Raw genomic sequence first — 17,944 nt, forward strand, 5'->3', positions numbered from 1 at the left:
ACGGATGCGGGCGCATTGTAAGCCCGACAGCCTCCGCACGTTATTCGACGATTATTCGACGATTTGGCCATCCTCCAACGTTGCGTAGCCGCCAACATAGACATCGGTGGCCCGTCCGGTAAGCTCCTGGCCAATGAACCCGGAGTTTCCTGCTTTCGAAATGAAGCTATCGGCTTCCACCGTCCAAGCTACGTCAGGATCGAACACCGTCAGGTCGGCCGTGCTGCCAACTTCAAGCTTTACGGGCTCAACGCGCAGGATAGCGCGCGGGGCTACCGCCATCAGCTCGACCATGCGCTCGAGCGTGATCGTGCCCGCCGCCACCAAGTTAGTAAGCACCAACGCCAGCGAGGTTTCCAAGCCTGTCATGCCGAAGGGAGCCAGCTCAAATTCGCGGTCCTTTTCAAACGGGGTGTGCGGCGCATGGTCGGTAACAATGGCGTCAACCGTGCCGTCGGCAACGCCTTCGATGAGCGCTTGCGCGTCGGCAGCCGTTCGTAGCGGCGGATTTACTTTCAGGAAGGTGTTGTAGTCGTCACCGATAGCATCCTCGGTGAGGAACATATGATGCGGGGTAACCTCGCAGGTGACCGGCAGTCCTTCGGCTTTCGCAGTGCGCACCAGCTCAAGGCCGCGCGCAGTGGAAAGGTGCTGAACATGCAGTGGACAGCCTGTCAGGCGACACAATGCGATATCGCGTGCGATCTGGATTTCTTCGCCTTCCGCCGGCCAGCCGAGCATGCCAAGGCGCGTGGATGCCACACCCTCGTTCACCTGGCCCTCGCCCACTAAGTCCTCATCTTGGCAGTGGCTCATCACCGCGCAATCGAATTGGCTGGCGTAGTCCATCACGCGACGCATCATGCCCGCGCCCTGTACGCCGCGGCCGTCATCGGTAAACGCAACGGCACCGTGCGCACGCATGTCACCCATCTCAGAAAGCGTTTCGCCGGCAAGCCCCTGGCTGCAAGCACCCGCCACGTGAACTCGGCACTTGCCAACCGCTGTAGCACGCGCCTGCACATATTCCACGCCAAGCGCGTTGTCGATAACCGGCTTCGTGTTCGGCATGCAGCACACTGCAGTGAAGCCACCTTTAGCTGCCGCACGCGTTTCGCTGGCGATATCACCCTTTTGCTCGAAGCCAGGTTCACGCAGATGTACGTGCATATCAACCAGACCAGGCACAACGATCTTGCCAGCAAGATCGCGCTCGACACCCTTTCCCATGATAAGGTCGCGCCCTACACCCGCGATCTTACCGTCACGGATCAGGATGTCGGTTGTTTCGTTCAGACCAACCTGCGGGTCGATCACATGGGCATTCTTAAGCAGCAAAGCCATCTTCGCTCCCTCCAAGCAGCAGGTACAGTGCAGCCATGCGGGTTAAGATGCCCGCATAGACCTGGTTCAGAATGACCGAGCGCTTCGGGTGGTCGGCCATGTAGCTGTCAAGTTCGACGCCGCGATTAATAGGACCGGGATGGCAGATGATGGCGTCGGGCTTCATAAGGTGCTCGCGCTCCTGCGTGAGGCCGTAGAGCATGTTGTACTCGCGCAAGCTGGGGTACGGCGCACCTTCCAGACGTTCGCGCTGGATACGCAGCATGTACACCACGTCGAGCTCGGGCAGCGCTTCGTCGATGTTGCTTGTCACATGATCGGCGCCCAGTACGTCGGGGCGAGCCGGCATGAGGGTAGGCGGTGCGATAACGGTCACCTCGCACCCCATGATCTTGAGTGCCGGAATCAGGCTGCCGCACACGCGGGAATGTCCGATGTCGCCCACGATGCCAACTTTCAGCCCCGTGAAGTCGCCCTTTGCTTCCCAAATGCTGAACAGGTCGAGCAACGCCTGCGTGGGATGTTGGTGCTTGCCGTCGCCTGCGTCGATAACATGCGCGCCCGAAACGTCGGCAATTTTGCGCGGCACGCCCGCATGACGGTCGCGAACGATAATCATGTCAATCTTGTAGGAGCACAGCGTGGCCACTGTATCTACCAAGCTCTCGCCCTTCACTGTAGAGGTTGAGCTGCCGCCGAAGTTTAGGCTGTCGCACGACAGGCGCTTTTCGGCGATCTCAAACGACGAGCGCGTGCGCGTGGAGGGCTCGTTAAACATGTTCACCACCGTGAAGCCCTTCAGCATAGGAACCTTCTTGATGCGGCGCTCGTTCACCTCCTTGAAACGGGCCGCCGTCTCGAGGATGGTCATGATGTCGTCAGCCGAATACTCGGTGATGTCGATCAGATGCTTATGATCGAAAGCCATAGTCTATTCGCCTCCCAAGGGAGCGGAACCTGCGCGCACTCCCGGCTTGTTCTCTGAGATAACCACTTCGGAACGCCCGTCGACTTCCTCCAGATAGAGCTTTACGCTCTCGCTTGAGGAAGAGGGCACGTTCTTCCCCACATAGTCGGCACGAATGGGCAGCTGCCGATGCCCGCGGTCGACCAGTACGGCCAGCTGAACGCATTCCGGGCGCCCGATGTCCATGAGTGCGTCGAGTGCGGCGCGGATGGTGCGGCCTGAATACAGCACGTCATCGACAAGTACGATGTCAAGCCCGTCGATGTCGAACAGAATGTCGGTGGAATGTACCTCGGGAGAGAGATACGTCGCGAAATCGTCGCGATAGAAGCTGATGTCGAGCTTGCCGAGTGGCACCTTGGTGCCCTCGATCTGCTCGATTTTTTCGGCAAGCCGCTTGGCGAGAAGATCGCCGCGCGTGACGATGCCGACAAGCGCGATTTTGCTCGCGCCCTTGTTGGTCTCGAGGATCTGATGCGCTATGCGCGTCAACGACCGCTCGATCTCGCCTGCGTCCATGCAGACGTTTTTGACCGTACTTGCGTCGCTCATACACACCCCTTCATGCATCGAGTGCGTACAGACTGACCAGTTCGAACGGGATGGCGTGCGGGTTTGCGTTGCCGTTTGCCCAGCATATCGGGCAAAACACTGAGCGCAATCACGTGCTTGCATCCCTCTTGTTCGACCTTCTGCCGCCGAGGCATGAAAAAAGCCTCCGCGGCAGACAAAGGCTTCATCGCTTCGCGCTCTTGTTCCGCGAGCGCTCGGGTGCTCCCTTGTCGGCCTCTCTGTACCGCTTTTAAAGGACGATTGCAGTATAGACGCAAACCGTCCGATGCTCGCGAGAAAACGTATATTTGCGAAAAAACTTCCGTTTGTAGCGGTGACCGGTTGGCCGGGGTTTGGTTGGGGTACAGAATCCAGCTCCAATACGCAACGCCTGCGCCTATACTCCAGTCATTTCGAGGACGCACATGACAACTACCAACGCGATAAATCCTGCTACGACGAGAAGCGCATCGATACCGCGCGTAAATTGAGGCAGCTTTGGAAACACACGAGAGATGGGTCGCCGGTCACGAAGTGCGTAGATCACAGGGGCGAACACGAAGAATAACAACGATGCGGAGCCGACAATGCGGTAGGCAAGCGTTTCGCTCGCGATAGGTTCATTGGGATCAGGCGCTACGGCAACCGATACCGAAGCCGCAGCGAACAACAGAAATGTCAACAGTAGCAGCACGTCCCACACAACACCTGCCGCAAAGGGAACTTTCGATACGGGTTTGCGAAGAATTTCACTTCCCCGTGTAAGCGCATTCCGCACGACAGCTACCACGTCTAAATGAGCGGGTGGCACCACCCTCGGCGCGGACGAAGCAGCTACCGCCGATGGCACAGACGTGGCAGCCACCGCTGATGCCGCTTGCTGAAACTCTTCCTTTAGTTCGCGAACCGTTGCGTAGCGGGCGGCCGGATCAAACGCCGCCGCTCGTTCGATGATGCGTCGTATTGCTTCGGGAACGCGCGCATCAGCAAAGCTGGCGCCTCGCGCAGTAGCGTCGGGCATGCGTTCGGTGAGACAGAAAAACAGCAGCAAGCCCAGCGCGTACACGTCGGAGCGCACATCGGTTTGGCCGTAGCCGAATTGTTCGGGAGGTGCGAACCCCCTCGTACCAAAGTGGCAGGTGTCGGATTCAGCATCTGTCTTGTATTCACGCGCGATGCCGAAATCAATCAGGAACACACCCGATGCCGACACAATAACATTCGACGGCTTTAAGTCACGGTGAATAAGCGGCGGCGAAAACCCCTCGTGAAGCTCGATGAGCGCGTCGCAGATACGCGGGAACAAGTCGGTCGCAAGCGCAAGTGAAGGATCGCAGCGATACACCACGTCGGTAAGGGTTTCGCCTCCAACATACTCCATAATAACAACGCGCTGCTCCCCTGCCTGATAGCAATCGAGCACACAGGGTATGTGCATGAAACGCCGGCCCTGCACGTGCGCCTCATGCAGAATGCCGTATGCGCTTCCTAAGCCGGAATCATCTTGAAAACGCTTGCGAATGAATGGACCTTGCTCGCTGCCGTTTTCGCCTTTAAACCACACGCGCTCTGTCGTTTCGAAGGCACTTTTCTTCAACACAGCATCCACGCGGTAACACTCGTCGCGCGCAAGGGAATCGAGGTATCGGGAAATCTGCTCAGACATAATGGCGTTCATGGTAGCAGATTGCCCGCTCCCCTTTCCCTTATTCCCTGATTCAGTTAGCTTTGAAGTGGTCAAAAACGCTACTGCCCACGCATTAGCAGATAGTGTCTTCCCCGAATCGGTAGAGTTCGTCGTCTGTTTCGCGCAGCGAGCACCCGTTCGTCAGGCAGAAGATAATAATGGCGTCGCGGCGATTCTTGCAATAGAGCTCGTTTGAACCAGCAAGCTTCAGCAGGCGATTTGTCTCTCGAAGCGTCAAGCGCATGGCGAAGGCGAGCTGCAAAACCTTGTCGCGTCCTGCTTTGCGTGCCCCGGTGAATATCTGGTAGCCGAATGTTTCGTTGAGCCCGGCCGCATGAATGACGTCGATGCGGCGTAGACCCTTTTCGTCAAGGAGCTGCTGTAGATAGTCAGAAAGCGAGCGAGCATGCAAACGGTGTCCTCGCATGAACGTGTGAGGGTCGGGCGCGCTCAAAAGCTCTTCGAGTAGCTCATCGGTTAAAGGCTCTTTCACGCGCCGTTTCCTTCTCTTCCGTTTAGGGTTACGCGCACTCACGACGCTAGACTGTGGTACGTATGATGAACGTGCCTGCCATCAGTCGAGCACCTACGCTACCGAGAACGTCTTTTCGGCAATGATCGTGTTATCGAAGCTGAAAAGCTCGGTGCATTCGATCGTAACATCCGATTGGTCATCGAGCAAGAACGCTTGCTGCACCGTGTTGGTCGAACCAGGCTTGACTTCGTTCCACGATGCCGAGGCGTCCATGCCATCCACCACGGCGAAATCGAGCTGCACGCCATTCTGGAAAGCCTTATCGTCGATTGCCACATCAAAAGCTTGGGCGTTTTCGCTGTTATTTGTCCACGTGTAAGTGACAACGATGGCAGGGTTGCCTTGATAGTCGGTTGTAAGCTCGCAGTTGTCGATGCTCACCACATACGGCACCTCAGCAGAAGCCGCATCGTCCTTTTGTGCTTCGGTTGCCTCGCTGCTGCCGCCAGATGCATCATTGGTGCTTTCGGCAGGTGCGGAATCAGTTGCGCCGGAATTGAATGCTTCATCTATCGCTGCACTGTAAAAGCTTTGCGAAGCGAGTACGACAACAACCGCAAGCGCGGAAACGATCAGCGCCGCGATGGATAGTGCCTTACCCCTGCGCTTTCCCTTGCTTGAGGAAACGATTCCCACTATGGCAAAGACAGCCCCAATGAGCGCAACGAAGAACGATACGTTGTTGATAATCGGCATAAAAGACGTAGCGAGAGCAACAATGCCCGCAATAAGTCCAACTACGCCTGCGATCGTCATTGAAGAAGGTGCCGCCTGCTGCTGAGCAGGTTGGTATCCCGTTTGATCCGTCTGATAGTTCGAGTTTGTACCCATTTCTTCCCTCTTTCGTATCATGAAGCCAACTGTATGCAAGGCGTATGGTACGCATCATCGCGGCCGTTTTCATTAGCTGTCAGCTAATGATGAGGGTTGTTGTATGGGTGATTGATGTGGCGCGGCTGTGTTGCACAGCATGCGATTTCTGCAATTTGTGGGATACCTCAGCGCTAACTAAAACTCTTTTCCAAAGTTTCTTTAAATCTGTTGCCTCCCCTCTTTTCCGCTAGCAGATAGGCTTTAAAGTCTCTGGCTGGCAGAGACTTTGAGAAATAGTATCCCTGGCAGCATGTTGCGCCAAAAGAGCGGAGATATTCGTAGGTTTTCCGGTCTTCGATTCCCTCCAGGCAACTATGGAGGCCCAGTCTGCGGGTGGCATCCACGATTGCGCCCACATACGCCTGATTAGCCTCCCGGCTGCGTATATCCGTGATGAAGGTTTTGTCCAGCTTAATCTCATCTATCGGGAGATTGAGCAAAACACCCAGGGAAGAGAAGCCGGTGCCTACATCGTCTAGGGAAATCTGAATACCAAACTTGTGAAAGAACTCGATTTGAGACTTCAGGTATTCCTCGTCCAGTTCACGGCAACGCTCCGTCAGCTCTAGACAAAGCTGTTGGGGCGGGAAACCGGTCTCACGCAGTACCTCCAGCACCATGGTGTTAAACCGTTCGTCCTCCAACTGCAAGACGGTGATATTGACCTTGATCACGAATTCAGGCACCACCGGCAGCATTTCCCGGGCATCTGTGAGGGCTTTCCGAAGGATCCACCAGCCCACCTGGAAGAAGCAAGGATCGTTTTCCAGCCAAGGTACAAACTGTCCCGGGGGCACCTTGCCGAATTCTTCGCTCCGCCACCGCAACAGAGCCTCTGCCCCGATGACCTCTCCGGTATCCATTTGGTGAACGGGTTGATACTCCAGACGAAAGCCCTTTCGTTCCGTCACCGCGTCCTGATAGATGGCGGTCAGCAATTTGAAGTCTACCTGGCTCTCACCTCGAGTTGGATCGCTGTAGAATGCGAGACGGCCATGGTCTTCTTGCTCGGAACGCTCCAACACACTGGTCAGGTTGTTCCGAACAGTGGCGACGCTGCCGGTATATTCTTCATCCACGGTAAAGGCTCCACCTGCCAGCCTTAAGGGAATGGTGATGGAATCCATGGTAATCTCGAAGCGGGCGGCATTTGTTAGGTTGCTATAGAGCCTGGAAACATCCTCCGCATCCATTCCTGGCAGGCAAAGAGTAAACCTGGTTTCTCCGATCCGGAAAACCCGTCCCTTTTGACCAATGATCCTTCTTAGAATTACGGAAAACTGCCCCAGGATCTGATCGCCGGTTGCGTGGCCATACAGTAGATTGATCCTGCTGAAGGAGCAGATCTTCACCGTCAGGAAGGATGCCCTGGTCTTCTCCTGCAACAGCTTTTCCATGTAGGGAACCAAGATACGCTCGTTGTGAAGCCCTGTAATGGGGTCGATGGTCTCTCCGATGCCGTGATTGACTAAGGTAGCAACAAACAGATCCGGCTCGCCGTTTTTGCCTTTCAGAATTCTACCCCGGCAGGTGCATACCACATACTCTCCCCGTTTGTTGCGAACACGGTATTCTATATTGTGTTCCTTTTTCTTCCCGCTGAAGACCGCGCCGATGTCCGCACGATAGTCGGCGCGGTCATCTGGATGGATATACTTCATCCAAACGGTGGCGTTATCATAAATGAATTCGCCGGGCAGACCGAAATAATCTACCGCTGCCTGAGACCAGCGGGAAACGTTGGTAGCCAGATTAGCCATGAAAAGGTAGTTCCTTCCACCTGTTGCAGCAAAGGCATCGAAGATGCGGTCGGTCAAGCCGGCAACATTCATCTGCTGTCCGTCCTGTGACAGACGGGATTTTTCCCGCCTCATGTTCGTCTTGTTCTGGTACATGAGATAATCGGCCGTCTGCAGCACATTGCGCAACGAGGCGTATTCCTCGCCAGATACGGCGTAGGCGATAGCAACGCTCATCTGGTAGGGTACCTTTTCGGACATGGCCTTGCAGTCCGCATTGACTGAATCGATCTCTTGCTGGATCTTCGCCTTATCCGTATTGCGATATATGGCTAGAAACTCATCGCCACCCATACGGTAGATGCTTTCTGCTCCCTGCAGATCCCGCATCAGAATCTGAGCGATGTCACCGATATAATCGTCGCCTTTCAGGTGGCCAAACTTATCGTTAACCTCCTTCAGGTCGTTGATATCGCAGAATACCATCCCGAATCGGATATCCCGGTTCTGAACGAACTCCTTCTCCATCTGCTGGATCTCGAGCTCATAACTGTTGCGGCTCTTTACGCCGGTGAGTGCGTCGATCAGCAGCTTCTGCCTAAACACATCAGCCGGATTTTCCAGGGAGAAGAAGAATGCCACCGTAACAACGGTTGCCGCGCCGCCTGTTATCAGCAGCTCGGGTACCACAATCTGGATGCATTCCGCCGCCACCATCACAGTAAGCATGGGAATCAAGGCCATTCGCACATGGGGCGCCAGCTTTTTGAAATTCACGGTTAGGATTACGGCGCTGCCGGCTAAAAATATCATGCCAAGGCCATAACCCACAATGGCTGCCGGCCCCAGGCTGTAATTGGTTCCGTTGCCATGAAGATACTCAATGGGAAGCACCGGCAAAAGGAGCAAATAAAGCCCCACCAGGGAAAGCCCCAGAATTCTTACCATCTTCTGGATCCGCTTTTCACGGTAGGACAGAGCGATCACATAGCAGAAGAACTCATGGGCAAACAGAATGGCGAACAGGTAAAACACCACATGGGCTATGTAATTAACCCAGATGGGAACCTGGTCCAGATTATTCACCGTCAGCACGGTGATTATGTCAAACACAACATGGCCAATGGCAAAGAACAGCATCCTCTTAAAGCTGCCGTTGTCTTTTCCCATTTTATAATAGCGCGCGTTAATGCCGAGAAATATCAGAAGTATCAAGCAGACGATCTCAACTCGGACGATCAGCAATGGATACAAATGATTACCTCCTGACATATGTATAGTTTTGTCACAAACACTCTTCCCGTATCATAACCGTTTCAAGAATACGAGATGATATCTTTCATGACAGTTTTTCTCTGTTTTCTGGTTACCGCCTTTCTGCCTTTCTGGTTCTGCTCACGGGTCAGTCAGTGACAGGCAGCGTGTTCGGTTGCACGCAGATGAAACTGGCTCCCCGGCCAGAGTCAAAAAACTCGCGAAATGCGCGATTGAGCAAAGTTAGCCGTGGCTTCGGGAACTTATTTTACGAAATGTACGATTTGAAGCGGTAAAACTGGGTAGGAAACGGTCACTGCTATTCTCTTCTTGAGACAGTTCTTACGTTTTCCCTGATCAGAGACAACCGTTGATTTTTCTGAAGATTCGACGAGCTTTACCGACTCCACCACATCGTACATTTCGTAAAAAAAGCTCCCGAACCCACGGCTAACTTTGTTCAATCGTACATTTCGAGAAAAAAGTTGCAGAAGGCGAGGTTTTCTTTGCCTGAGCATACCTGAGCGTACCTGAGCATACCTGACCATATCCTTCGCGGTCAGACATCAAACCATGCAGCACGGTGCCTCAAAGGATTGATGAGGCTGTTCTTGGGCGAGTCGCTCAGGGACAGCCGACTATTGTCTCTTGACATCTCGATGGGCATATAAGGGTCAGGGCTTTCAATATAGGAGCGATTCTTCTTAACTCACGCTCGATTTGAGCATCAGTCAGATTCTTTATCCTTCGGAATGCAGTGTGATCAAACGGCGAAATGTTGAGTAGTGCTGTTTTCAAAAACAGGTACTAGCTTCTGCGCCATACACGTCGCAGAAAATGGCTCCTATGCCATATTTTAGTTGGAGTTTTTGGCAATTGTGCCATTATCTCGTCGGAGTTATTGGCATCACTTCTTGTCGCCGGATTATATGATACGCTTCGGCTCGATCAAGGAGGTGTCCTATGGAACGTTTTGCCATGAACGACTTCATAGCTTGGAAAAACTCACCACGGCGTAAACCCCTGTTCGTTCAGGGAGCACGTCAGGTGGGAAAGACGTGGCTTATCAAGGAGTTTGGGCGCACAAACTATCAGGCGACTGCCTACGTCAATTTCCTGGATGATGAGGCGATGATTGGCCAGTTCGAAGGAGAGCTCTCGCCTTCCCGCCTGCTCGATGCCGTGACTTTCTATACCGGTGTAAACGCAAAAGATCCCACGACTCTCGTCATATTCGACGAAATCCAGGAATGCCCGCGTGCGATCACCTCACTTAAGATGTTCGCCGAGCGCAGCCCGGAAACATCCCTTATCGCGGCGGGTTCGCTTCTGGGCGTAGCCTTGCATCAGGGAGTATCTTTTCCGGTGGGCAAAGTGGATCATCTTTTTATGTATCCTATGACATTCGGTGAGTTTCTCGTTGCAACTGGCAACGAAGTTATGCAAGATACTCTGCAGAAGGGCAACCTGGATCTCGCTAACTCCTTTGCTGAGCGCTACCGTGAAAAGCTTCTTCGCTATTACTACATTGGCGGCATGCCCGAAGCTGTTCAGACCTATCTTGACACCGCCGATTTGGCTGAAGTACGCAAAGTTCACGAGCGCCTCCTCTTCGATTACGAGCACGACTTCTCGAAATACGCTCCACCGGCAGTTGCGGAAAAGATACGCCTGGTCTGGAAATCTATACCTGGTCAGCTGGCACGAGAAAACAAAAAGTTCGTCTACTCAGCCGTGCGTAAGGGTGCCCGTGCTCGCGGCTACGAAGAGGCGATTCAGTGGCTCGTCGATGCCGGCCTGATTTTACGCGTGAACCGAATCACTAAACCCGGGCTTCCCCTTTCGTCTTACCTAGACAAGGAGGCATTTAAGACCTATCTTCTTGACGTGGGCCTTCTAGGGGCCGCCAACCGTCTGGATGCATCGGTCTTAGTTGAAGGCAACCGACTTTTCCAGGAATTCAAAGGGTCGTTCGCGGAGAACTACGTGTGTCAGGAGCTGGTGGCATCGGGAAAAGTTGTCCCCTATTATTGGTCTGCCGATAGCTCTACCGGCGAAGTTGACTTCGTGTACGATTATGATGGTTTTATCGTGCCTGTTGAGGTAAAGGCCACGACAAACCTCCAAGCGAAGAGCCTGCGCCTGTTCGTTGAGAGGAATCGTCTTGAAAAAGGACTACGCTTGTCACTTGATGGATTCAAGGAGCAGGACTGGGTGGTCAACCTTCCCCTTTATGCTACGAGTCTGCTGCCCGAATGGTTCAGCAACGTGCGCCTTTCCGAGAAGAAAACCGAGTAAGCATAAGTGGCTGCGAAGGCATTGCTCAGGCTGCCACACTACCCTTCCCTGCACGCAAAAGAGGGAGCAAAGCACGCTTTTTAGATGAGCCCGGCCATGTGAGCATAAACAACTACCACAACGTCCAGAACGATGAAGAACGGCAACCCCAAAACGAAGTACCATTTCTTGGTCTTGTGCCGAACGGCGCGCATCGCGATTAATCCGCCCACGGATCCGCCGATCAGGCAAAGCCCGAGCAGACGCGCCTCCGGAGTGCGCCGCCTATGGTCGTTGTCGCTTTTCGCCACGTGCTTGTCCCAGGCGAAGAAGATGAAGGTGACAACGTTGATTAGCACCAGGTAGATACCAAGGAGCCTAAGCTTGACCATGTCCCAGCCTGCAAAGATGCCGCCGATGCCTGCATCCAACGTCACGAGGCCATATCTCACGGCAACGAAAAGCCCCCATACGACAAGGCAGACGATGGAGAGAAACCACCACGCGATGTTGTCTTTGTTCATGCGATGCCTGGAGATAAGCCCGGTGAAGATGAAAAGGGCAATCAGCGCCCCGACCGCACCTCCCGCAATCGGGAAAACACAAACGATCAGCGAGTTTGCGGCCGAGTCATCGAGTGTAGGGATCCTCATACAGAGGAAGAAGTCGATGGCAAACGCAACGAACGCCACCACGTTGATTACGATGAGGTATTGAAGAAACGGATCCAAAGCCACCCCTTCATGCTGCAATCTTATATTACCGCAGCATACCACCCATGTCGTTGCTTACAAGCATGGAGAACGCGCCAAAGGTAAAACGAGCGTTCGCATTCCTATGTACCGAAAAACACACTATCTAATTTCAGCACCGAAAGGAAGTAGACTTAGCTTTGCCAGCTTGAACAGTTGCAAGCCGAATGGGATTCCCACGATGGTGATACACCACAGTGTGCCGAAGACAGCATACGTGATCGCCTCCCATAGGCCGATGACCACCAGCCAAACGATGTTTGCCAGAAGCGATGGTGCTCCTCCGCCGTAGCTAATCTCCTTACCGAACGGTGCTAAGGTGAGGCTCGCAAACTTAAAGCACTGCCGCCCCAGTGGAATGCCCACGATTGTTATGTAGAAGATGATTCCGGCAAGTACCCACCCCAATGCCGTTAACAGCCCACCGAAGATGATCCAAATGATGTTCCCAATCGTGCGCATAACCTTTCCTTCACTACTGAGTGATTTAACAACTCAATGGCAATATGTCTTTAATGATTCAGCCTACCCAACAACATCGAAGAGTACAACGAGGGCTCCATCGACCATTAAGCTGGCTGGCGATCCCTTAGCACCAGCAAAGCGACCGCTTCTGAAATGCGGTAAACAAGACGCTCACAACAAGTGCTTTGTGCGGTCGGTTGCAAACGTCCGCATCCCCTATCTTCTCTTACTACGAGTCGTTAAGATGTCTCGCTTTAGAATCAGTCGTATACAAACATGGTATTTCGGGCGTTCATTTAGGCTTGAATCAGACCATTTACTTCAAGGTAATTTATAAAACAATTGATAATCATCTCAGTACGATTGTCGATAGCTTGCATGGTGAAGTCGGTCTGCCGATCAGCCATCAGCAGAAGCTCCCGGTTTTTGGTGCCTTCGCGATAACCGCGCGCGCTCTTGAAGCCGCGATAGTATTTTTTCTTGTCCTCGAATCGATAGTCGGAGGCGCGGATATTGATTCGTTTCTCAAGCAACGCCTTGTTACCCAGTGATTCGAGTTTGGATTTGTCGCCTTTCTCAGCCTCAACGCGCTTTTTTGCGTAGATGTGCTCAATCTCGAAAACGGTACTGAGTTCGAGAAGCGGCTGGTCCTCATCTTCAAATGCCCACCAAGCGAGCATGGATCGCGTGATAGGACGACCATTTTTAAATGCATATGCCATAAACCGGCCGTAAAGCGCTTCTCGGTCGAAGCGATGCTCCGCGAACTCGACGCTCTCACCATTAACGATGCGTATAAGCTCGGGGTATACGGGTGTTCGTAGCGAGTTTACGCCAGGACGCTCAATTGCATATGCCCAGATAAAAGCCGTTATCTTGTTCAGGAATTCGTAGAACTCAGGCTCATTAAGCTTGCCCTCCGTATCCTTATAGGTCATAAACCACACCGAGACAATGTAGGTCCACATGCCATTCGGAGCGTAATTGAGAACGAAGAGTCTACGCAATATGCGTTTTGAAAATAGCTGGTCATCCTGCTCGGACACTGCCATCCAAAATGCAGCGAGGGCTTCAAGATTCTCGAGAGTTTTATCAGACTTTAGTAGCTTGTATGAATCGCGCTCGTAGAAGTCGCGAAGGGCTTCCGTTGTGGTATTTCGGTTGCCTTGTTTAGCACGCTCATAGTACATATAACGTGTGAATAGTTCATCCATGGGCGTTCCACGCGACGGTTTAAATATCTTGTCGGTGATATCCTCCAGCGCTTTCCAACGTTCTATAAAACAGTCTTTCTCGCCGCGATCTGAAAAGTACTTATAGAACTGTGATTTGAAAATATCCGCATCAGAGAGTGGCAGACCTCGGTCGTTGAGCGTAGAGAAGATACGTAGAGCAGTGCCTTGAGACTCAGCCTCGATGGGCAGAAGAATCACGTTGTTGAGGATGCGCCAAACGAAGATGGCTACGTATGTGGGGTATTTGCTCACAAGATCGGAAATTCTATCCTGGTAGAAAGCGAACGTCCTTGCGTATTTACTCTTCTGCCTGGACTTAACCTCGCCGGTACTAAGAATCGAAAGGAATTCCTCCTTGTCCTTATCGGAGGCGACCTCAGAATCAATCTTAAGCTTCGTCTTGTCGACCTTATTAAGAGCACCCGTCTTCCAAATGCAGGTTTCTAAATCGGTGTGCATAGTCTTCGAATCGCTGTCCTTCATGAACTCGAACTTAGAACAGAAGGCACGGAGCAGCAGCATTATGGTGGTGAGGCGCTGCTGCCCGTCAATGATCTCCAGCTTATCATCGGCGTTGCGGAACGTCACGATCGGGCCGAGAAAGTACTCATCGTTCTCGTCGAATTCATCTTCACCCTCGCCTGGTAGTGCAAACGAGAATAGGTCATCCCAGAGTGTTCCACACTCGTCTTCTGTCCACGCATAGGGACGTTGATAATCTGGAATAAGGAAATCAGCCTTCTTTGCCGTAAGGAGATCCATGATTGTTTTTTGATCGATGTTGAGTTTTGACATTTGCTTAGTCCTTTACGGATAGCAGCGACAGTTACAAATATTGGCATTCTATCGTGAAATGTCACGATATGGATTAGCTGCCAGCAAATTTGTACCCTTACAACGCTATTCAACGAGTGCAACAGTAAACAACATTCCCGCAGGTAGATAAGGTTATCCAATCGAGTAAGCTATAACAAACAGTAACGCTTTAGAATGCTCCGAACGAAATGCTTGTCAGAAACTCGGCCATCTCATACCACCTTCCCCTTGATCTCCTCGATGTCGTGCTTTGCCACGGTCATGTCCTGCTCTAGCACATAGGTGCGCTAGAGCACCCGGTTGTGCTTCTCGATCTTCTCCGTCAGGGCGTCCAGCTTAACCTCCATGACGGCCCTCGATTTGGAATTGGAGAGGATTACCCCGACAAGCGTCACCATCCCCGTAATACAGGCGACGACGATAGACTCCATAAAGAACTACCTCCCGAGGTCTCGTTGTTCATCCTCGAGAGGCAGTGTCCGTCCGTGTCACAAGCTGATAAGGAGGCCTGTTAGTTGGCCATGAGTTAATGACAATCAAAGCCGAAACGGTGATAATGGGATAAGTCTAATCGCGAGAAGGAGCGCGCACGTGTCTTTGATTTTCTGCCCAGAATGCCACGCCAAAATATCCTCTAGAGCGGTTACATGCCCGCACTGCGGCTTTGTTGCCCAGGGCGATGAAACGGGCATCGTCCCAATCAGCTCGCTGCCGCCGGCAAAGGTGTCCCCTCGAGTGACGGTCCTTGAAGCCGCGGTGTTCGACAATGGAATGAACCTCATTCCTTCTAGAGCCAACGAATCCCTCGTAAAGTTTCTGGCAGATGCCGATACCATGGCTAAGTTCGCGCCAGCGATCTACGACATCATCAAGAAACTTTCCGCACGTGGCGAGACGAAATACGTTGCGGATTTCAGCGCTGCTGCGGAAGAGCTCATGAAGAGCGGCGAGCTCGTCTTTTCGGTCGAGAAAAAGACCGGCGATCTTCTACCTCAGCTTAGGAGTGTCAAGACGGGCCAGATATACGAGAAGGCCAGAATCAAGGCCGAGCAGATTCCTCAGGACATGACCCAGTCAGTCGTGGACGTCCAGATGCAGGTGATGATGGCGAACATCATGGACGCCATCGAAGCTGTGGCCGTCAACGTCGAGGCATTGCGAATCGAGAATCAGGCTGATCGCATCGCATTGGCCGAGAGTGCATGGCAGCAGCTCCAGCAGGCTATGCTCATCGAGGACTCGCGTTTACGCGAAATCAAGATTCTCGACATCGCTTCTGCAGCAACGCAGGCCCGATGCACACTGCAAGGCAACTTCCAGGCAGAGCTCGCGCTTGCGATGGGTAAGCAGGGCAAGGCGAAGGACTGGGGCAAGGCCGCCAACACGGCGATGGTCGATCTCACGGTAATCGCCCTCATGGCAAAGACGGAATATGCCGCATACCGCGTTCTCGAAGAGCTGGAAGCGGCCAATGCGGCATTGGGTCAGTTCAAGCAGTTCATTTTGGACAATAAGCTCGAAGATGCGCAGACGCTGCAGCTGCTCAATTCCTATAGCAAGGACAATAGAGAAGACATCGTCAGAGGGTTTGTCAAGATTTCGGACTCCGTGGTGGGCTTACAAATCGAGTGTCAAGACGAGCCGAACGGGCTGCTTGAGACAGAATTGGCCGAAATCGAGGATGCGGATCCAAAAGAACAAGATGACGAAAGTCAGGAGTAAAGATGGCTCGCAAGTGTATCGTTTGCAAAAAGGAACTATCAGAAGACTCAAAGCTGCCCATGTGTGAGTATCACAAGGGCGTTGCTGCCGAGAAAGCCAAACAAGTTACCGTCTGCGCGGGTGCGCTGGTAGTGGGAACTTTAGTGAAGACAAAAGATACGGTAGGGCCTGTCCTGAAAGATAAGGCTCTACCAGTTGCTGCAAAGGTGGTCAAGAATATTACCAGGCACTAGGCGGCGATCAGGTACCCCGGTTGCCCGGCTCTGTCGATGCGCATATATAGGTAACTTATGTTCGAGTTCGTCCACGCCGTCCCGGCGCCGACCACCAGCGCCTTGCAGTTGCAGAAGCACTGCGAGGGTCATGTATTTTGTCGCTGATAATAGAGTCATGCCTATTGTCACCCCGTAAATAATGAAAAACCCCGTACCGCTTACCGTTTCGGGTAAGTTTATTCGCGTAATTTGCAACTTGGTATCCCCCTAATGCATCTGGGTTCATCGTCATCAAAAAGATTTCGGCTGACATGTAGCATGTGACTCGTTGAAAGGAACACCATGAAGATAACGATCGCCGAACAGCCGGGATCAAGCGGTATTGAGGTCACAATCAGATGCGAAAAAACAAACCGTCAAGTCCTCGACATCGTTGCCAGATTGCGCATGTTTGACCGAAAGGTTACAGGTAGTACTGATGGCGGAACCCACGTTGTGAACGCCGAAGACATCCTCTATGTGGAGTCAGTGGACAAGCGCACGTTCTTCTACACCAAAAGTGCCGTGTACGAGACTCCGCTTCGCCTCTATGAGATGGAGGAACGCCTAGAAGGGTGTGACTTTTTGCGTGTAGCCAAGGGCTGCGTCGTGAACTTCCGCAGGGTAGCGTCGCTGCGGCCCGATCTGAACGGGCGCATCATCGCAATCATGGACAATGGCGAGCAGATCGTGGTATCGAGGCAATACGCCCCCGACGTTCGCCGCAAGCTCAAAATGATATAAGACAACAGAGGAAGGAATCCGATATGACATGCAAGGATATCATTGACACAGAAAAACGCACTCCCTCCCAGAATACGAGAACTCTATTGGCTACATTCTGTGTCACATTTACGGTCACTATGGTTGTGTGCTTAGTCTTCGGAACCCTATTCGCCGACGAAGAGTCGAAACAGAGTATAATGTATAGCTGGTCGGTGCTTGGTGTATGCGCCTGTGTGGCCGTGCTACAGTTCGTATTCTTCACCCCCACGCTCATCAAACAGATGGCATATCCTACAAGGCTACTCTTGTTTGGCGTATGTTTATATGTGGTGCTTGCCGCACTAGCTGTAGTGATGTCGTGGTTACCGACTGAGATGGTTGGTGCTCGGGTAACATTCACTGTGATGTATTTGATCATACTTGTAGTGGCAACCGCTCTTTTCGCTGTCAAGCACAGACACGAGGAACGCATTCTTAATGAGAGACTCTGTGAATACCGAAGGAAGAACAGTTATAAGCACATAGATTAATTGTCAGAGAGGAGCAAGTTCAATTGAAACAGACGTCAAACGAACTCAAGCAGATTATTGAACAAATATACGAACTGACCGCAAGGCTTGGGGGTGTGGACATTTTCTTGGACATTCCTAAGCCGCTAAGCCTAGGCTCCTACGGTATTCGTTGGGACTCATCCATCCCAGCGATCTTTTGATGCGCCCCCCATTATAGAACTCTATGTAGCCATT

At 52.6% G+C, this 17,944-nt stretch carries 17 protein-coding genes; 5 read left to right on the top strand and 12 right to left on the bottom strand.

Annotated elements, in window-relative coordinates:
• Nucleotides 1-51: 51 nt before the first annotated feature.
• The 7 genes from G7Y43_RS03745 to G7Y43_RS03775 all read right to left on the bottom strand — a co-directional run bounded on the left by G7Y43_RS03745 (nt 52) and on the right by G7Y43_RS03775 (nt 8,951).
• Entirely contained in the window at nt 52-1,344 is a 1,293-nt protein-coding gene (locus G7Y43_RS03745) for a dihydroorotase (RefSeq protein ID WP_165044223.1), read from the bottom strand.
• Nucleotides 1,328-2,272, bottom strand: a complete 945-nt coding sequence (locus tag G7Y43_RS03750) for an aspartate carbamoyltransferase catalytic subunit (RefSeq protein ID WP_165044225.1) — start codon at nt 2,270-2,272, stop codon at nt 1,328-1,330. Before G7Y43_RS03750 ends, G7Y43_RS03745 begins: the two co-directional genes overlap by 17 nt.
• Nucleotides 2,273-2,275: 3 nt before the next feature.
• Entirely contained in the window at nt 2,276-2,863 is a 588-nt protein-coding gene (pyrR, locus tag G7Y43_RS03755; RefSeq protein WP_165044227.1) for a bifunctional pyr operon transcriptional regulator/uracil phosphoribosyltransferase PyrR, read from the bottom strand.
• A 397-nt stretch (nt 2,864-3,260) separates the two neighbouring features.
• On the bottom strand, nt 3,261-4,541 hold the full coding sequence (locus G7Y43_RS03760) for a serine/threonine-protein kinase (protein WP_165044229.1): 1,281 nt from the start codon (nt 4,539-4,541) through the stop codon (nt 3,261-3,263).
• An 82-nt stretch (nt 4,542-4,623) separates the two neighbouring features.
• Complete coding sequence (locus G7Y43_RS03765; protein ID WP_165044231.1) at nt 4,624-5,043, bottom strand: XRE family transcriptional regulator; 420 nt, start codon at nt 5,041-5,043, stop codon at nt 4,624-4,626.
• Between the two features lie 93 nt (nt 5,044-5,136).
• Entirely contained in the window at nt 5,137-5,916 is a 780-nt protein-coding gene (locus tag G7Y43_RS03770) for a DUF5067 domain-containing protein (protein WP_165044233.1), read from the bottom strand.
• Nucleotides 5,917-6,089: 173 nt separating this feature from the next.
• On the bottom strand, nt 6,090-8,951 hold the full coding sequence (locus tag G7Y43_RS03775) for an EAL domain-containing protein (protein WP_165044235.1): 2,862 nt from the start codon (nt 8,949-8,951) through the stop codon (nt 6,090-6,092).
• A gap of 963 nt (nt 8,952-9,914) precedes the next feature.
• Here G7Y43_RS03775 and G7Y43_RS03780 point away from each other — a divergent pair.
• The gene (locus tag G7Y43_RS03780; protein ID WP_165044237.1) at nt 9,915-11,249 is read left to right on the top strand and encodes an ATP-binding protein; all 1,335 of its coding nucleotides are present in this window, start codon (nt 9,915-9,917) and stop codon (nt 11,247-11,249) included.
• A gap of 80 nt (nt 11,250-11,329) precedes the next feature.
• Here G7Y43_RS03780 and G7Y43_RS03785 read toward each other — a convergent pair whose 3' ends face one another.
• The 4 genes from G7Y43_RS03785 to G7Y43_RS03800 all read right to left on the bottom strand — a co-directional run bounded on the left by G7Y43_RS03785 (nt 11,330) and on the right by G7Y43_RS03800 (nt 14,927).
• Nucleotides 11,330-11,959, bottom strand: a complete 630-nt coding sequence (locus G7Y43_RS03785; RefSeq protein WP_165044239.1) for a DUF1294 domain-containing protein — start codon at nt 11,957-11,959, stop codon at nt 11,330-11,332.
• A gap of 123 nt (nt 11,960-12,082) precedes the next feature.
• The gene (locus G7Y43_RS03790) at nt 12,083-12,442 is read right to left on the bottom strand and encodes a YccF domain-containing protein (RefSeq protein WP_165044241.1); all 360 of its coding nucleotides are present in this window, start codon (nt 12,440-12,442) and stop codon (nt 12,083-12,085) included.
• Between the two features lie 299 nt (nt 12,443-12,741).
• The gene (locus G7Y43_RS03795) at nt 12,742-14,475 is read right to left on the bottom strand and encodes a DUF262 domain-containing protein (protein ID WP_165044243.1); all 1,734 of its coding nucleotides are present in this window, start codon (nt 14,473-14,475) and stop codon (nt 12,742-12,744) included.
• Between the two features lie 308 nt (nt 14,476-14,783).
• Entirely contained in the window at nt 14,784-14,927 is a 144-nt protein-coding gene (locus tag G7Y43_RS03800) for a hypothetical protein (protein ID WP_165044245.1), read from the bottom strand.
• Between the two features lie 304 nt (nt 14,928-15,231).
• Here G7Y43_RS03800 and G7Y43_RS03805 point away from each other — a divergent pair, with 304 nt between their 5' ends.
• The 4 genes from G7Y43_RS03805 to G7Y43_RS10765 all read left to right on the top strand — a co-directional run bounded on the left by G7Y43_RS03805 (nt 15,232) and on the right by G7Y43_RS10765 (nt 17,728).
• Nucleotides 15,232-16,218, top strand: coding sequence for a hypothetical protein (locus G7Y43_RS03805; RefSeq protein ID WP_241158141.1), 987 nt, complete (start codon nt 15,232-15,234; stop codon nt 16,216-16,218).
• Nucleotides 16,219-16,220: 2 nt separating this feature from the next.
• The gene (locus G7Y43_RS03810) at nt 16,221-16,451 is read left to right on the top strand and encodes a hypothetical protein (protein ID WP_165044248.1); all 231 of its coding nucleotides are present in this window, start codon (nt 16,221-16,223) and stop codon (nt 16,449-16,451) included.
• A 324-nt stretch (nt 16,452-16,775) separates the two neighbouring features.
• The gene (locus G7Y43_RS03815; protein WP_165044250.1) at nt 16,776-17,216 is read left to right on the top strand and encodes a LytTR family DNA-binding domain-containing protein; all 441 of its coding nucleotides are present in this window, start codon (nt 16,776-16,778) and stop codon (nt 17,214-17,216) included.
• 23 nt (nt 17,217-17,239) lie between these two features.
• Nucleotides 17,240-17,728, top strand: a complete 489-nt coding sequence (locus tag G7Y43_RS10765; RefSeq protein ID WP_165044252.1) for a DUF3021 family protein — start codon at nt 17,240-17,242, stop codon at nt 17,726-17,728.
• A gap of 117 nt (nt 17,729-17,845) precedes the next feature.
• On the opposite strand, the gene G7Y43_RS03825 is transcribed toward G7Y43_RS10765, so the two are convergent.
• Nucleotides 17,846-17,935 (bottom strand): hypothetical protein, encoded by a 90-nt coding sequence (locus G7Y43_RS03825; protein WP_370514635.1) that lies wholly within the window; start codon nt 17,933-17,935, stop codon nt 17,846-17,848.
• Nucleotides 17,936-17,944 lie beyond the last annotated feature (9 nt).

The organism is Adlercreutzia sp. ZJ138, from assembly GCF_011038935.1.
Classification (GTDB): Bacteria; Actinomycetota; Coriobacteriia; order Coriobacteriales; family Eggerthellaceae; genus ZJ141.

Bases quoted from the DNA above. Each gene is read 5' to 3' on its own strand.
- G7Y43_RS03790 (WP_165044241.1), bottom strand. From the start codon at position 12,442: ATGCGCACGATTGGGAACATCATTTGGATCATCTTCGGTGGGCTGTTA.
- G7Y43_RS03800 (WP_165044245.1), bottom strand. From the start codon at position 14,927: ATGGAGTCTATCGTCGTCGCCTGTATTACGGGGATGGTGACGCTTGTC.
- G7Y43_RS03745 (WP_165044223.1), bottom strand. From the start codon at position 1,344: ATGGCTTTGCTGCTTAAGAATGCCCATGTGATCGACCCGCAGGTTGGT.
- G7Y43_RS03770 (WP_165044233.1), bottom strand. From the start codon at position 5,916: ATGGGTACAAACTCGAACTATCAGACGGATCAAACGGGATACCAACCT.
- G7Y43_RS03760 (WP_165044229.1), bottom strand. From the start codon at position 4,541: ATGAACGCCATTATGTCTGAGCAGATTTCCCGATACCTCGATTCCCTT.
- G7Y43_RS03795 (WP_165044243.1), bottom strand. From the start codon at position 14,475: ATGTCAAAACTCAACATCGATCAAAAAACAATCATGGATCTCCTTACG.
- G7Y43_RS03815 (WP_165044250.1), top strand. From the start codon at position 16,776: ATGAAGATAACGATCGCCGAACAGCCGGGATCAAGCGGTATTGAGGTC.
- G7Y43_RS03750 (WP_165044225.1), bottom strand. From the start codon at position 2,272: ATGGCTTTCGATCATAAGCATCTGATCGACATCACCGAGTATTCGGCT.
- G7Y43_RS10765 (WP_165044252.1), top strand. From the start codon at position 17,240: ATGACATGCAAGGATATCATTGACACAGAAAAACGCACTCCCTCCCAG.
- G7Y43_RS03780 (WP_165044237.1), top strand. From the start codon at position 9,915: ATGGAACGTTTTGCCATGAACGACTTCATAGCTTGGAAAAACTCACCA.
- G7Y43_RS03810 (WP_165044248.1), top strand. From the start codon at position 16,221: ATGGCTCGCAAGTGTATCGTTTGCAAAAAGGAACTATCAGAAGACTCA.
- pyrR (WP_165044227.1), bottom strand. From the start codon at position 2,863: ATGAGCGACGCAAGTACGGTCAAAAACGTCTGCATGGACGCAGGCGAG.